Source organism: Coprococcus sp. RTP21281st1_F1_RTP21281_210402 (assembly GCF_040915325.1).
GTDB classification, from domain to species: Bacteria; Bacillota; Clostridia; order Lachnospirales; family Lachnospiraceae; genus Coprococcus; species Coprococcus aceti.
Genome location: NZ_JBCPDQ010000003.1, coordinates 335,397 through 351,671, shown reverse-complemented (window position 1 = coordinate 351,671; position 16,275 = coordinate 335,397). Strand labels below are relative to the sequence as shown.

General features: G+C 45.1%; 17 protein-coding genes and 1 pseudogene. All 18 read left to right on the top strand.

The window, feature by feature from the left end:
• Nucleotides 1-15: 15 nt before the first annotated feature.
• Nucleotides 16-1,209 (top strand): bifunctional 2-polyprenyl-6-hydroxyphenol methylase/3-demethylubiquinol 3-O-methyltransferase UbiG, encoded by a 1,194-nt coding sequence (locus AB5150_RS05905; protein WP_238050215.1) that lies wholly within the window; start codon nt 16-18, stop codon nt 1,207-1,209.
• 20 nt (nt 1,210-1,229) lie between these two features.
• Entirely contained in the window at nt 1,230-1,640 is a 411-nt protein-coding gene (locus AB5150_RS05900) for a peptide deformylase (protein ID WP_015534796.1), read from the top strand.
• 8 nt (nt 1,641-1,648) lie between these two features.
• A complete protein-coding gene (locus AB5150_RS05895; protein WP_368291474.1) occupies nt 1,649-2,431 on the top strand; it encodes a hypothetical protein in 783 nt (260 codons plus the stop codon).
• Nucleotides 2,432-2,584: 153 nt separating this feature from the next.
• Nucleotides 2,585-3,862, top strand: coding sequence for an L-aspartate oxidase (locus AB5150_RS05890; RefSeq protein WP_349823023.1), 1,278 nt, complete (start codon nt 2,585-2,587; stop codon nt 3,860-3,862).
• A 2-nt stretch (nt 3,863-3,864) separates the two neighbouring features.
• Nucleotides 3,865-4,719 carry a carboxylating nicotinate-nucleotide diphosphorylase gene (nadC, locus tag AB5150_RS05885; RefSeq protein WP_368291472.1) on the top strand — a complete coding sequence of 285 codons (855 nt, stop codon included), beginning with the start codon at nt 3,865-3,867 and terminating at the stop codon, nt 4,717-4,719.
• Between the two features lies 1 nt (nt 4,720).
• Complete coding sequence (locus tag AB5150_RS05880) at nt 4,721-5,245, top strand: transcription repressor NadR (RefSeq protein ID WP_022058290.1); 525 nt, start codon at nt 4,721-4,723, stop codon at nt 5,243-5,245.
• 25 nt (nt 5,246-5,270) lie between these two features.
• On the top strand, nt 5,271-6,185 hold the full coding sequence (gene nadA, locus AB5150_RS05875) for a quinolinate synthase NadA (protein WP_368291471.1): 915 nt from the start codon (nt 5,271-5,273) through the stop codon (nt 6,183-6,185).
• 21 nt (nt 6,186-6,206) lie between these two features.
• A pseudogene (locus AB5150_RS05870) lies at nt 6,207-6,416 on the top strand (beta-galactosidase); the annotation flags it as partial.
• A 135-nt stretch (nt 6,417-6,551) separates the two neighbouring features.
• A complete protein-coding gene (locus AB5150_RS05865; protein WP_349818288.1) occupies nt 6,552-7,424 on the top strand; it encodes an aldose 1-epimerase family protein in 873 nt (290 codons plus the stop codon).
• A 234-nt stretch (nt 7,425-7,658) separates the two neighbouring features.
• Nucleotides 7,659-7,994 carry a PadR family transcriptional regulator gene (locus AB5150_RS05860; protein WP_368291470.1) on the top strand — a complete coding sequence of 112 codons (336 nt, stop codon included), beginning with the start codon at nt 7,659-7,661 and terminating at the stop codon, nt 7,992-7,994.
• Nucleotides 7,972-8,565, top strand: a complete 594-nt coding sequence (locus tag AB5150_RS05855) for a DUF1700 domain-containing protein (protein WP_368291469.1) — start codon at nt 7,972-7,974, stop codon at nt 8,563-8,565. The genes AB5150_RS05860 and AB5150_RS05855 overlap by 23 nt, the downstream gene beginning before the upstream one ends.
• A 2-nt stretch (nt 8,566-8,567) precedes the next feature.
• Nucleotides 8,568-9,512, top strand: coding sequence for a DUF4097 family beta strand repeat-containing protein (locus tag AB5150_RS05850; RefSeq protein WP_270227268.1), 945 nt, complete (start codon nt 8,568-8,570; stop codon nt 9,510-9,512).
• Nucleotides 9,513-9,720: 208 nt separating this feature from the next.
• Nucleotides 9,721-10,866 (top strand): PrsW family glutamic-type intramembrane protease, encoded by a 1,146-nt coding sequence (locus AB5150_RS05845; RefSeq protein WP_368291468.1) that lies wholly within the window; start codon nt 9,721-9,723, stop codon nt 10,864-10,866.
• A 30-nt stretch (nt 10,867-10,896) separates the two neighbouring features.
• Entirely contained in the window at nt 10,897-12,186 is a 1,290-nt protein-coding gene (locus tag AB5150_RS05840) for a dihydroorotase (RefSeq protein ID WP_055224160.1), read from the top strand.
• Nucleotides 12,187-12,237: 51 nt separating this feature from the next.
• Nucleotides 12,238-12,531 carry an acylphosphatase gene (locus tag AB5150_RS05835; RefSeq protein WP_015534784.1) on the top strand — a complete coding sequence of 98 codons (294 nt, stop codon included), beginning with the start codon at nt 12,238-12,240 and terminating at the stop codon, nt 12,529-12,531.
• Between the two features lie 29 nt (nt 12,532-12,560).
• Nucleotides 12,561-13,493, top strand: a complete 933-nt coding sequence (locus tag AB5150_RS05830; protein ID WP_015534783.1) for a GTP-binding protein — start codon at nt 12,561-12,563, stop codon at nt 13,491-13,493.
• Nucleotides 13,494-13,521: 28 nt separating this feature from the next.
• The gene (locus AB5150_RS05825; protein WP_173794579.1) at nt 13,522-15,342 is read left to right on the top strand and encodes a hypothetical protein; all 1,821 of its coding nucleotides are present in this window, start codon (nt 13,522-13,524) and stop codon (nt 15,340-15,342) included.
• A 236-nt stretch (nt 15,343-15,578) separates the two neighbouring features.
• Nucleotides 15,579-16,275, top strand: a 697-nt coding sequence (locus tag AB5150_RS05820) for a DUF4153 domain-containing protein (protein WP_368291467.1), incomplete at its 3' end; no start/stop codon positions are given.

Here is a 16,275-nt window from a genome sequence, read left to right as displayed (position 1 = left end):
AGAGGTCAGATTTTAATGGATAAGAAAAAATCAATTTCAACGATAGAATATTACAATACATATGCTGACAGATATTCAGAGATCACCAGAAATGCTGACATGTCGGACATTTACAAGCGATTTGAGGAACATCTCAAGCCGGGCAGCAGGATTCTTGATCTTGGCTGCGGCAGTGGCCGTGACAGCAAATATTTTCTGGACAAGGGATATGATGTCGTATCTCTGGATGCGTCTGAGGCTATGTGCAGGAAAACTCAGGAGCTGACGGGAAAAGAGGCTGTACATAAGCGCATTGAGGACATGAATTACGAAAATGAATTTGATGCTGTGTGGGCATGTGCCTCGATGCTCCATGTTGACAAGGGTGATATGATCAAGATCTTTGCGAAGGTTATGAAAGCACTTAAGATTGATGGTGTATTTTATGCTTCGTGGAAGTATGGAAAAGGTGAGCAGACGCGGGATGATGGAAGAACATTTGCCAATTATACCGAGACAAAGGTTTGTGATATGGTGTATTCGGTTTCAGGCGCGGTCCTTGAGGATGTATGGACGAGTCAGGATGTCAGGCTTGACAGGATAGGTCAGGGACATTTGTGGGTAAATGTTCTGGTGAAGAAGACCAGAGTTGTCATAACTGAGAAGGAGTTCCTGAATATTTTCTGGAAGCAATACCAGATTATTGAGAAGGATGTCCGGATCAGTTCTGAGTATGTGGATATCCACAAGAGCAACTTCTCGACATTTTCAAGCAGATACATAAATATGTTCCTGAATATCTGCAGCAATATAGACTCTCTGATTGAGATATATTGCAAGATGGTAGAGGAGGACGATTACAGGAAGAAGTACAATATACATGACAGGCTTACTCCTGTGCTTAGGAAATTCCCGGCTATCAGGCTTGACGCAGTGAGGACGATAGACACATTTGAAGATATCGAGTTGAAGCCGTTCAGCGCATTTGTGGATGGCAGGATCGCGGATTGGTGGAATGACTATAACCTGGTAAAACATGCCAGAAGCGAGAAGAATGAGAAGACGGGAAAGTACAATTTCCAGAGCGCAAATCAGAAGAATGTGCTGACTGCCCTGGCTGCGTATTTTATCGTGTGCAACCGCATATACGAGGAGATATGCGAGATCTCGGCGACGCCGAAGAAGCTGCTCAAGTCGAAATTATTCCTGTACGTGAAGAATGGTGAGTAGATAAGGAAAGGTAATAGACCATGGTAAAACAGATAGTAAGAGATCAGATGTTTCTCAGCCAGAAGTCATCTCCGATGACGACTATGGATGCGGGGATCATAGCAGATATGCAGGACACATTAGCGGCAAATCAGGCGAGGTGCGTCGGCATGGCGGGCAACATGATCGGATATAAGAAGAGGATAATCATCGTCAGTATGGGATTTGCCAATGTTGTCATGCTGAATCCGGTACTCCTGTCAAAGTCGGGGGCTTACGAGACAGAGGAGGGATGTCTGTCTCTGGACGGCACGAGAAAGGTGACAAGGTATAGAGACATAGAAGTAGAGTTTCAGGATGCATCATTTGCAAAAAAGCGTATGAAGTTCAACGGATATATAGCCCAGATAGTGCTCCATGAGATGGATCACCTTGAGGGGCGAATAATTTAGGAGAGTTTATGGAATCAAAAGACGGAACATGGATTATGTATGGCGTTTCAGAGGATGATCCGGAGTGCCTGCACACGGTGGACGAACTTATCGGATATATAGAGGAAGTGGGATTCCTGCCTCTTTTCCGCAATGAGATACCTGGATTTTCGGTGGAAGAGCGAACCACGGAGAAATACTGGTGGAGTGAAGACCCGCAGAGGGATCCTTGGGTGTGGCGTGAGATCATAGCCAGAAGAGGCGATATCGCATACGGCAAATTTTTCCACAATAAGGCGGGATTTATCTCAAAGAAATGGTTCCCCTATTTTGCAAATTATAGAAGAGCTGGATATGATTTCGATGCCAGATGGGATGATGAGCTTGCATCATTCAGGCAGAAGAAGATCATGGATCTGTTCATGGATGACCGGATAGACGAGGAGAGCGATGCGGAATTTGCAGCAGAAAAGCTGGATAGTATGTACAATACAGAACTTTTTTCATTCGATATAAAGAAGCTTGCCGGATTTGGCAAGGGCGGAGAGAAAGGCTTTGAGGGTACGATGACACAGCTCCAGATGCAGACCTATCTGTGTGCATGTGACTTCAGAAAACGGTTGAACAAGAAGGGCGCGGAATACGGATGGAATGTGGCTGTGTATTCCATGCCGGAGAAGCTGTGGGGATATGACCACGTGACGTCCGCATATGGTGAGAGCCCTGAGAAATCGTGGGAGAGGATAGTGAAGCATATGGATGATATCTACCCGATTGCCACAGAGAAACAGATAAAGAAAGTCTTAAAGTAGAGACGGTATACAGAAAACTCTAATTCAAAAGTTTACATCAAAAGTTTACACATAACATTACATATATCTTTACATATGTGTTTACATATGTTATGTTTATATGCAAGTCAGGTTATAAAGAATAGTATGATGCCTACTTGAAGAGGAGAAATGATGAACACTGTATATGATGTTATTATTGTGGGAACTGGCGCTGCAGGTTTGTTCTGTGCGTTGAATTTTCCAGAGACAAAAAAGGTCTGTATTATCACAAAAAGGCGGGCTGATGAGTCCGATTCTTTTTTGGCCCAGGGGGGCATATGTATGCTGCGGGGTGAGGAAGACTACGAAGATTATTTTGAAGACACCATGAGAGCCGGCCATTATGAGAACAATAAAAAGACAGTCGATCTGATGATCAGATCATCTAATCTTGTTATCAGAGAATTGATAAGGCTTGGAGTTAGATTTGAGAGGGATGAGAGCGGAAAGCTTGCCTTCACCAAGGAGGGAGCTCACAGCCAGCCCAGAATATTGTTCCACGAGGACATTACCGGCAAAGAGATTACATCCACTTTGCTGGAATGTGCAAAGAAGAAATCCAATATCGAGATATATGAGTATACGACTATGCTCGACATCATCTGCAATGACAATGCCTGTGGTGGCGTGGTTATAGCTGATGAGGCGAAGAACATAAGCATACTTAGATCCAACAACGTTGTATTGGCGTGTGGTGGAATCGGAGGCATATATAAGAACTCAACAAATTTTGCCCATATAACAGGTGATGCCATAGCAATTGCCTTAAAACATGGTGTAGAGGTAGAGAATCTGAATTATGTGCAGATCCACCCGACAACACTGTTTAGCCGGAATAAGGGAAGAAGGTTTCTGATATCTGAATCTGTGAGAGGCGAAGGCGCATGGCTTCTTAACAAGGCGGGAGAAAGGTTTACAGATGAACTGCAGCCTCGTGATGTAGTCAGCCATGCAATATGGAAACAGATGGAGATAGATGGAACGGAGCATGTGTGGGAAGATCTGAGACCGCTTGGAAGAGATGTGATCTTGCAGCATTTTCCACATATATACAAGCAGTGTAAGGATGAGGGATATGATGTGCTTGTTGAACCGATACCGGTTGTGCCGGCTCAGCATTACCACATGGGCGGAGTGAAGGCAGATCTTGCCGGAAGGACATCCATGGAAGGATTGTATGCGGTAGGAGAAGCTGGATGTAATGGAGTGCATGGCAGAAACAGACTGGCAAGCAATTCGTTACTTGAGTCGCTTGTATTTGCACAGAGAGCGGCAGATGATATCATGTTCAGCAGAGAGCACAGAGGCTGCGGAGAAGAGAATATAGATCTGTCTGAATATGAAGATATAGATGGTTTGTTTAGAGAATATAAGAATATAGTTTTGACAGAAACGGAAAGAAGAGGCTGAGAATGAATCAGATAACAATGAAATTGAATGCGGACAAGCTTATAATGATGGCTTTACAGGAGGATATCACAAGTGAGGATGTATCCACAAATGCGGTGATGCCAAAGGCACAGAAAGGAAAAGTAGACCTGATATGCAAGCAGGATGGAATCATTGCAGGACTTGATGTATATGCAAGAGTATTTACACTCTTAGATGACAGCACTGAGGTTGAGTTCTTCTGCAAAGATGGCGATGAGGTGAAGGCTGGCCAGCTTATGGGAATTGTGACTGGTGATATCAGGGTTCTTCTCTCTGGAGAGAGGGTTGCGCTTAATTACCTGCAGCGTATGAGTGGTATAGCTACATATACCCATGAGGTTGCAGAACTTCTTAAAGGAAGCAAGACTACTCTGCTGGATACCAGAAAGACCACGCCTAATTGCCGTATATTTGAGAAGTATGCAGTCAGAGTCGGCGGAGGCAGCAATCACAGATACAATTTGTCGGATGGAGTATTGCTTAAGGATAATCATATAGGCGCTGCGGGAAGTATAACCAATGCAGTGAGAATGGCAAAGGAGTATGCACCATTTGTTCGCAAGATAGAGGTTGAAGTTGAGACACTGGATCAGGTAAAAGAGGCTGTTGAAGCGGGAGCCGATATCATTATGCTTGACAATATGACAACGGATCAGATGAGGGCTGCGATCGATTTGATCGATGGACGTGCGGAGACAGAATGTTCAGGCAATGTTACAAAAGAGAACATAGAGAGACTGGTATCATTGGGAGTGGATTATATATCAAGCGGTGCGCTTACACACAGTTCACCTATAATGGATATATCGATGAAAAATCTTCATGCGGAGGAATAAAGTGAAGGCAAAAGAGAGAAGGGAAAGGATACTTGACATTGTGAAGAATTCAGATGTCCCTGTTCCGGCAAATAAGCTTGCGTCAGAATTCGATGTCAGTAGACAGATAATAGTGCAGGACATTGCAGTGATCAGGGCGGCTGATGATGGCATAATTGCAACTAACAGGGGTTATATATACAAGAATGAATCAAAATGTCAGAGAGAGTTTAAAGTAAAACACGGTTATGACAGGACTGAGGAAGAACTCACGATCATAGTTGATTATGGCGGTGTTGTAAAGAATGTAAGTATAAGTCATACGGTGTACAATCGTGTTACTGCAAAGATGAATATTGCTTCCAGATACGACGTGGCAAAATTTATGAAAAAATTGGAAAATAGCCAGTCGTCCCTGCTTGGAAATGCTACGAACGGATATCATTACCATCTGATAGAGGCTCCAAGTGAAGAGATCCTGGACAACATAGAGCAGAAGCTCGATGAGACAGGCTTCCTTGTTCCGTGGCAGGAGTGGGAGAAATAATACAAAATGATTTGGAGAGAATAAAATGACGATAAAAGAGATACAGGAAGAGATAATCAGACTGAAGAAAGAGAAAGATTTCTGCATACTGGCACATGCTTATCAGGGACATGAGATTCTTGAAGTTGCAGATTATATGGGAGATTCATATGGACTTAGCGTAGAGGCGAGCAAGGATTCCCGCAAAAATATAATAATGTGTGGTGTGCGTTTTATGGCGGAGACATGTAAGATATTGTCCCCTGATAAGAATGTGTACCTGCCTAACCCTGAAGCCGGATGTCCGATGGCTGAGCAGATGAATCTTGAAATGCTGGATGAGATGAAGAAGAAGTATCCGGGATATGCGGTTGTCGCCTATATAAATACGACATCTGAATTAAAAACTGCCTGTGATGTATGTGTGACATCCTCATCTGCAGTTCAGATATGCAGCAAGCTTGATAACGACAAGATTCTTTTTATTCCAGATCCGAATCTTGGAAACTATGTTCAAAAGCAGATGCCGGAAAAGGAATTTGCATTTTTTAACGGCGGATGTCCTAGACATCTTGCGGTTACCATAGATGATGCTTTGAAGGCAAAAGAGTTACATCCACATGCGGAACTTCTTGTCCATCCTGAGTGCAGACCTGATGTAGTTGCAGAGGCTGATTATGTAGGTTCAACTACAGGAATCATGGCATATGCCAGAAAGTCAGAGAAAAAAGAGTTCATCATCGGTACAGAGCACAGTATTGTGGAGCATCTTCAGTATGAGTGCCCTGACAAAATGTTCTATCCAATTTCTTCAAAGCTGATGTGCCATAATATGAAACTTACTACCCTGGTTGACATATTGAATGTATTAAAGGGCACAGGTGGCGAAGAGATAGTCCTTTCTGATGAGGTGATGGAGGGAGCTTCCCGCTGCATTAACAGAATGATCGCGCTTGGATAACGATTTGCGGATTATTATCCAGAGCAGTGGGACATATCCATGATCGATGAGGATATGGACAATATCGTAGAGCTTGGATGCAATGTCATCCGTATAGCGGAGTTTGCATGGCATATCATGGAAAAAACGGAGGGGCAGTATGACTTTTCGTTCTTCGATTATGTCATCAGCAAGGCAAAGGAGAAGGGGCTTCATGTGATACTTGGAACCCCGACAGCGACTATTGCTTAATTATATAAAATACGGTTGCTTATTAGTTCATTAAGCGACCGTATTTTTTTGTACCTGTGTTATAATGTTATAAAAGTGTATAATATTATTTGCAAATTATGATCAGCCAGACTGGCTGGAGTATAGGAGGACATGATGGGTATTGTTGAATTAAAAAATGATAAGATCGCTATAAAGGTGAATACTCACGGCGCTGAGCTTGTGAGCCTGAAGAGTATCGAGACAGACAGAGAATACATGTGGTGCGGTGATGCTGAGTATTGGGGAAGAGTTTCTCCTGTGCTGTTTCCATTTGTGGGAAAGCTTGAAGGACAGCGTTACAGACATAACGGGGTGGTTTATGAGAATATACCTCAGCACGGATTTGCAAGGGACAGCGAGTTTGTAGTGGCTGGCCAGACTGGTGATACACTGCTGTTTGTGCTTGAGAAGAATGATACATGGCAGAAGAGCTATCCGTTTGATTTCAGTCTTTGTATAGGATACAGACTTGAAGGTTCATCTGTACATGTTATGTGGACCGTTGTGAATGAGGGAACTGACACGATTCATTTTTCTATCGGTGCCCATCCTGCATTTGCGTGTGAGGGAGGCATCGGCGGTTATTCTCTGGATATGCACACAGGTAGGAACGAGATTGAATGTGGTCTTTTGACAGCAAATGGAGTTCTTGGAGATAGAACAGTTACGCACAGACTGACAGATGGAGTCTTAAAGCTGCGTGATGAGATGTTTGATGAGGATGCCCTGATCATGGATGGTAAGGGTATAAATACGATTACATTAAGGAACTCATCTGATGCGCCGGTTTTGCAGTTGAGATTTGATGTGCCGCAGATAGGCATATGGTCTCCTGCAAAGAAACATGCGCCATTTGTCTGCATAGAGCCTTGGTTTGGCAGGTGTGACCGCGAGGGATATGACGGAGATCTGGCGGACCGTGAGTATTCAAACAGTCTTGAGGCTGGCCATTCGTTCAGCAAGGAGTATGTCATCGACATACTATAATGGAAAACATATCATGTGTCAGATTAAGATATAGCAGAATATAATTTGTAAGCAGGGCGGGACATCCCATTGGTGAGATGTCCCGCCCTGTTTGTTATGTTTCATATACATTAATGTAAAATCTATGTAAAAGGTGCCTGACCCCATTGTTGTTCCTTTTTGTAGAGTGCTGAAAATACTACTTGACATATGATACTATGCGACGTATAGTATATCACGTTAGGAGGTATAGCGATGGATATACAATTAAAAAGAGGAATGCTCGATGTATGTGTGCTTGCGGCCATCAAGGATGAGGATTCCTATGGATATCAGATCATCAAAGATATGAAGCCGTATGTGACGATATCAGAGTCCACACTCTATCCTATCCTCAGAAGACTTGAGGCGGGAGCGCTGCTCACGGTACATTCCGTGGAGCACAACGGAAGACTCAGAAAGTATTATCATATTACGGATGCCGGAAGAGCCAGGATAGAAGAGTTCAAGGAAGAGTGGAAGGAACTGGAATCCATATACAGATTTATTGTGAGGGAGGAAGTCAGAGATGAACAAACAGGAATATCTTGAGTCGATAAGAAGCAGGATCAGTGCGATGCCGGCTGATGATGTGAACAGGTTTATGGATTACTATAGCGAGATGATAGATGACCGCGTGGAGGACGGCCTTTCCGAGGAGGAGGCTGTGGCAGATATGGGATCACCTGATGCAGCAGTGGAGCAGATACTTGAAGATATGCCGCTTACAAAGCTTGTGAAGGAGAAGATCAAGCCGAAGCACGAGCTCAAGGCATGGGAGGTTGTACTCATAGTTCTGGGCTCTCCGGTGTGGATACCGCTTCTCATGACGGCGGCGGTATTGCTGCTGACACTTTGGATAGTTGCATTTGCACTTCTCATATCATTCTATGCGGTGGTGCTCAGCTTTGTGGTTGTGGGAATAGGCGGATTGATATGTACCATACCTCTGTTCGTGGCCCACAGCCCTTACACAGCAGTTCTCATGCTCGGAGCAGCACTCATAGGAGTTGGTATAGCGATATTGTTTGTTGTATCGGTTAAGCCCGTTACGGTTGGTATATTTAAGGTCTGCAAGGCCAGTGTGAATGGAATAAAGAGAATGTTTGTAAAGGAGAAATAGTCATGAGTAGAACAAAGAAAGCTGTTATTGTTGCATCGGTCATGATCGTGGCAGGCATTATCACTGTGATCTCAGCACTTGCTGTAAATGGATTCAGATGGCCGAATGTGACAGTTAATCTGGCCCACATGACATCGGAGCCGGTGAACTACGTAAAGAAGACTGTTGATATAAAAGATAAATTCACTGCAATTGATGTAAAAAGCGCATCAGATGTGGATGTTGCCGTGAAGAAGGCGAGTGGAGATACAAGTTATGTGGAGTATTACGACTGCGAGAATCTGACACATCATGTAGATATATCAGATGGCGTGCTCAGGATAACCGCAGACGACAGCAGGAACGCAGCATTTAACATTTCCATTGGTGTGTATTCTGGAGCATGGCCATCCGTGACGGTGTATCTGGCTGGTACGGAGTACGATGATCTGAAGATTGTGACCAGCAGTGGTGACGTGGATATGGAATATTATCTGGCAATAGGTAATATCGATATAGAGGCCGCCAGCGGCGATGTGATCGTAAATGGTGCAAATGCAGATGCTCTGACGGTGGCGACCAGCAGTGGTGACATTAAGCTTGACAGTGTATCGTCAAAGGATACAAGAATATCAGCAAACAGTGGTGACGTCAGTCTTGGTGATGTGGTGATGGATAATATTGATCTGAAGACCTCCAGTGGCAATATCACATCTGGCAGTATAAAGGCAAAACGTATAAACGGTCGTGCGTCAAGTGGTGACGTAATGATTAGAGACTGTGATGCTTCTGAGATCAATGTCGTGACAACCAGTGGTGATGTATCGATCGGTATTGGTTCAGAAATGAAGTATGAATACAATACAAAGACATCCAGCGGTGATGTAAATGTACCGGACTCGGTTGAGGGAGCAGATGGAAAGTGCAATATCGAGACTAGTAGCGGAGATATTGATGTCACACAGTAAGTCGTAACTGAATACATTTGAAAATTGGTTCAAGGCAGGTCTTCTGAAATGGAATGACCTGCCTTGAGTTGTATTTAGGCTAAATTAAAGTTAATTAATGAAATAAAATGTCGGTAAAGGCCTCTGCTTATTGTGGATTCACGCTAAAAATGGTATCTTTAATATGTATATATATTTATACGGAAGAAAATATCAGGGAGAGTAAAGGATGAGTGCATTTGCATTGAGACTTGCAGTATTACCTTCGGTGTTACTGCTGTTATTTGTAGTCAGAAGAAATAAGAATAGCAGGGATCCAATGAGCCTACTAGTATGGCTTGCGGTTCTGGGAGCTGTCAGCACGATACCGGCAGTAGTCGTGGAGCTGGTTGGGGGCGTATTGTTATACTATATTGGATTGGAATCCGGAACGGCGGTTTATGAGCTGGTCAACTGCTTCTTTATAGTGGCGATGATCGAGGAACTGGGCAAATTCCTTGGAATGTTAATACTTACATGGAAAAATAAGAACTTTGACCACAGCTATGACGGCGTTATATATGGCGTGTGCTCGTCGCTCGGATTTGCAACACTGGAGAATATCCTGTATGTATTCCAGGGTGGAATAGGACTCGGAATTCTGAGGGCTGTGACAGCAATCCCACTTCACTGCTCATGCGGCGTTATCATGGGATATTTCTACTCAAAGGCGAGAGAGAATGCGAACAAGGGCGAGGGTGCCGCAGGCAATATGCTGATAGCGTATTTTAGCGCCATGGGAATACACGGACTGTATGATTTTGTGCTGTCGATTGATGACACCAGCGTGATCCTGTGCATACTGGTTCTGATCCTGTCGGTGGTTCTGATGTTCCTGCTCATATCCCATGCGGCAAAGAACGATCATATCATAGCGGTAAATCCTATATGGGTGAATCCGTATAACTTCAGATATATACCTATGTGTGGATATAATCAGCCAAATATGTACGGACAGAACATGCAGTACAATCAGCCAAATGTATATGGCAAGTGGCAGAACACCTTCCAGCCAAATGCATACGGCCAGACGAATCAGTACAATAATCAGCAGAGTGGCTATGGCCGGCAGCCTCGGTATGGTCAGCAGAATGGTTACGGTCAGCGGCCGGGGCAGTACAACCAGCCGGGCAGCTATACTCAACAGCCAGGACAGTACAATCAGCCGTCAAGTGGCTATGGTCAGCCACAGCGGTACGATCAGCAGAATGGCTGCAGCCAGCAGACCCAGTATGGCCGGCAGTCACAGCAGAATAATCAGTATAGCGGCTACGGTCAGCCGCCACATTACGGTCAGTCATCACAGTATGATCCGCAGAACACATACAGACAGTAATAAAATATTTATATACAGGAGAACAGGCAAATGTTATTGATAAAGAATGGAAGAGTCATTGATCCGGTCACCCATACAGACGAGGTCATGGATGTGCTCATCGACGGCAATCATATAGTTAAGACAGGATACGATCTGGAGGCAGAGGGTGCGGAGGTCATCGATGCAGATGGACTTGTAGTTGCACCAGGACTGGTAGACACACATGTACACTTCCGCGATCCGGGATTTACGTACAAGGAAGACATCGAGACAGGTGCCGCCGCCGCTGCAAGAGGAGGCTTCACGATGGTGGTATGTATGGCGAATACAAAGCCGGCGGTGGATAACCTTGAGACTCTCAAGTATATACAGGATAAAGGTGCAAAGACCGGAATACATGTAGTTCAGACAGCCACAGTCACAAAGGGCCTTGCTGGCAAGGAACTCGTGGACATGGACAGTCTTGCGGCTGCAGGTGCAGCAGGATTTACCGATGACGGAATCCCAATCATGGATGAGAAGCTTCTTCTTGAGGCTATGGAGAAGGCAAGGGATCTTGATCTTCCGGTGAGTCTTCATGAAGAGGATCCGCTGTTCATTGTACAGCCGGGAGTGAATCAAGGAAAAGTATCAGAAAAGCTTGGATACGGCGGTGCATCCCGCACAGCGGAGGATATTATGGTTGCAAGGGACTGCGTCCTTGCACTTCACACAGGTGCATCAGTGTGCATACAGCATATAAGCTCAGGCAATTCCGTGGATATAGTGAGAACTGCAAAGAAGCTTGGAGCGGACGTACATGCGGAGGCAACTCCACATCATTTCACCCTTATAGAGGATGCTGTGCTGAAGTACGGAACCATGGCGCGTATGAATCCTCCACTCAGAACCGAGAAAGACAGAAGACAGATCATAGAGGGAATACAGGATGGCACAATAGATATGATAGTGACGGATCACGCCCCGCACAGCAGTGAGGAGAAGGCGAGACCGCTTGACAAGGCGCCAAGTGGAATAACAGGGCTTGAGACATCTCTTGCCCTTGGAATATATTCCCTTGTACAGCCTGGATATATCTCACTCATGAAGCTCATGGAACTAATGAGCAGGAATCCTGCAGAATTTTACCGCATGGAACCGGGCAAGATAGCAGAGGGAGCTCCTGCGGATATAGTCATATTTGGCGAGAATGAACAGTGGACAGTGAACAGCTTTGCGTCAAAGGCATCCAACAGTCCATTTGCCGGATGGACTCTCCCGGGAAAGGTTCACTATACAATCTGTGGCGGAAATATCGTGTATGACGCAGAAAAGTACGATGCTGAACATGATGTGTAAGATGCGGGCAGCAGGATATAAAATGTAAGATATGAGAAGATCATAACAGAGATGGGACATATAGATATGGACAAGATAAGACGACATTATACATTCAGAGGAAGAGTGCAGGGAGTTGGCTTCAGATACAGGGCGAGCTATGCTGCATCCATGTACGGAGTCACCGGCTGGGTGTGCAACAGATATGATGATTCTGTTGAGATGGAGGCTCAGGGGCTGCCTGAGGCTATAGACAAGGTGATAGCAGTTCTCAGAAATGACAGATATATATTTATAGAGGATATGGATGTCAGGGAGATACCTCTGGAGAATGACAGCGGATTTCATGTGAGATCAAGCTGGTAACGCGCGTAGATAATAAGGAGAGTGGACATATGGTAAAGATAGATTTGATAACGGGCTTTCTGGGCTCAGGCAAGACGACATTTATTAAGAAGTATGTGAGCTACCTTGTTGGCAAAGGATATAATGTCGGAATCCTTGAAAATGATTATGGTGCAGTCAACGTGGACATGATGCTTCTTCAGGATGTGATGGGCGAGAACTGTCATGCTGAGATGGTGGCAGGTGGCTGCGGCGAGGACTGTCACAAGAGAAGGTTCAAGACAAAGCTCATAGCTATGGGGATGAGCGGCTATGACAGAGTCATTGTTGAGCCGTCCGGAATATTTGATGTGGATGAATTCTTTGACGTCCTCCACGAGGAGCCACTTGACAGATGGTATGAGGTGGGAAGCATCATTTCCATAGTCGATGCCGGACTTGACCGGGACATGAGCAGACAGTCCAGATATGTGCTTGCGTCTGAGGTTGCGAACTGTGGAACTCTGGTGATGAGCAAGGTTCAGGATGCATCGGAGGATGAGAAGAGGAGCACAATAGAATATATCAATGAAGTGCTCACCGAATTCCAGTGTAAGCGTCAGTTCGGCGATGATGTTCTGGAGAAGAACTGGGATGATTTCACGGATGATGACTTTGAAGGTTTTATGTCAACCGGATACAAATTAAACGACTATGTAAAATTATGGTTCAAACAAAGTGATGTGTTTAACTCGGTATATATCATGAATAAGGTTATGCCTCAGGAGCGGCTTGAGACGATAGTCAGGGATATATTTGCGGATAAGGAATGCGGAGATGTCTTTAGAATCAAGGGTTTTCTCCCTGTAAATGACACCGGATGGATAGAGCTCAACGCCACGGTAAAAAAGACCGAGGTGAGACCTATAGAGAACGGGCAGGAGATCATAATTGTGATCGGTTCGAATTTGGTGGAGGACAAAATAAAACGGTACTTTGAGTAAAGAGGCTGATGGACAGGAGCGGATTTTCATGACAGACAGGGCTAAGAAATTGAACAGAGAAGAGAAGCTTCAACTTCAGGCTGAAAAGCTGAAAGAACAGGCACAGATAGATCTTGAGGGATACGTTATGTGTCGTTCTGCACTCAGGGCGACCAGAACGGATCTTCATGAGGAGTCGGAACGGTATGACAGACTTAGGGAAGAATATGAAGAGCTGAAGAACAGACGCGCACCGTACAAGGTGCTGTTCTATAAACGCAGAAGGATCAGAAAGTGTAAAAAGCACATAAAGGAGCTGGGAAGGGCAAAGAAACGTCTGCGCAAACAGATGAAAGAACACCGTGAGGGTGTCAGACGAAGAACTGTTACCAACACATTTGCATTTGTTGCAGCGCTTGCGATGTTCGCCATGATGGCGTGGAGGATATGGCAGCTCGCACAGGGTGTGTACTATATGGCATTTTACAGAAATGGTGAGGCCCTTGAGATAACGGCTGTTGCTGTGCTCAGGCAGCTCCTGCTTGTGGCGTGCATCGTATATGGCCTGGTAGTTGTATGGCAATCCCTGCAGGTGTGGGGAATGAAGCGGGAAGGCTGGAATGGTGTAATAAGAATTAAGGTGAAACAGAAGGCCTACTGGATTATGATGATAGGCGTACCACTTCAGATAGTAAGTCATGGAGATATGCTGACAAATGCCATGATGCTCATAACGATTATCAGTCAGATGGTCATGGCGGCACTTTTGTCGACAGTCCAGTCGAGAAGGATACTTGTGAAGATATTTGCATGGTGTTATGTCGGGGGAATCTGCGTGATATGGCTGTATGGCGGAGTGTACTGCAGAAACTTCGAGATATCGGGAAATGATTCCGGAACTAGCACCTATGCGGTTGACAACAAGTCGAATTTTTTGCAGATATGGGAGATGTCGACTGAACCGGAATTCTATCATATGGGTATGTATGCCCAGAACAGGGATACCGATTATGGCATGATGATCATTCCGGGACTTGCGTATGCTGATACGATAGGCAGTGAGTCGAGGAAGATAGAGAACTGCACGTCCATGACGCCACAGGGGCTGGCAGTTACGAAGGAGTATACATTTGTCAGTGCTTACTGCAAGACGAAGAAACACAAATCTGTGATATTTGTTCTTGATACACAGACCGGGCAATATATTAAAACACTGGTTCTCAAGGACACGACACATGCCGGAGGACTTGCGTATGATACGAAGAATAATGTGCTGTGGGTTTCCTCGTATATGATTGATGAGGATGAGGACAGGAGCAGGAAGGCATCCATATCATGTCTTACGCTGGACTCCATAGAGAAATACGATGTGGCTCAGGGAAAGCCGATAAAATACAGGAACACATGTAGCGTCATGTTCCCTGCAACGTCATTTATCACGATATATGACGGACATATATATGCGGGCTACTGGCGAAAGGATAAGAACAGCTACAGCATGGCTGCCAGCTATGAGATAGTAAATGGAGGAACTGCAATATCCTCGGAGGAGGACGAGGCTTTCTATATACCAGGAAGGGTGCAGGGGCTTCAGGTGTACAAAAATGAGATAATATTCTCTATATCCTATGGTATAGATGAATCCAGGATAGAGGTATACGATACAGATACAGGCAAGCTGTCCAGTGTGAATTACGGAACAGAGACACCGAGACAGGTGGTTAAGCTCCCGCAGAAGCTGGAGCAGATATATTCGTATAATGGCAAATTATACTGCCTGTTCGAGTCTGCAAGTTTTGCCTACAGGCTGACAGCACCGGTGTGTATGGACAGGATCGTGGGGCTTGATGAGATGGCACTTGTAGAGTAGCTCAAAGTGGTTCAAGGTGAAAAAATGGAGGGTTTGGGATGAACGAACAGAATATTAACAATGGAATGAATGGAGGCCCGGGGATGCCCCCGCCGCCACCGCAAGGGTATATGAACATGAATGGAGGCCCGGGGATGCCCCCGCCGCCACCGCAAGGGTATATGAACATGAATGGAGGCCCGGGAATGCCCCCGCCGCCACCGCAAGGGTATATGAACATGAATGGAGGCCCGGGGATGCCCCCGCCGCCACCTCAGGGTTATATGAACATGAATGCCAGACCGCCGCAGAGGAGAAATCCTGCGGTGTCTCCGAACAGATTCAGGATGTTTGGTATTCCGGTACTGGTATATGCGATCATATGTGCGGCATGTCTGTACAGCAACTGGTCGAGTATATTGTCGGCTGTGCTTTCGATAGTATCAATAGTGTTTATCAGTACATGCATGGTACGATATGAGAATAACATCGGTGCAGACCGTGAGGCCATGACCACTGGAGCTGCGTTGTCGAAACAGAGTATACTGATCCCATATTATATTCTTGTGTTCATGATGTCGGTTGCCCTGAGTCTCACAGACGAGGGATATATCATATTTGGATGTAATGTGGGAATAATCGTTACAGAGATGTATGCGGTTATGACATACTTCAATGACACTGAAAAGCATGGGATATTCAAGGGAATATTCTCATTTTTCGAGATGTTCTTTGGATCGATAGGGTATGTAAACATGCCATTTGCCGACAGAAAGGCGGAGCGTGAGATAACCGGCAAAAAGAGAAATTCCAAGCTGATGTACATACTTCTTGGATGTGTGATAGCACTTCCGATACTGGTGATCGTGCTCAATCTGCTGTCTTCGGCAGATCCTGTGTTTGCAAAGGTCATAAAGGATATATTTGGCAAACTGTTCTTCTCGTGGGATATAG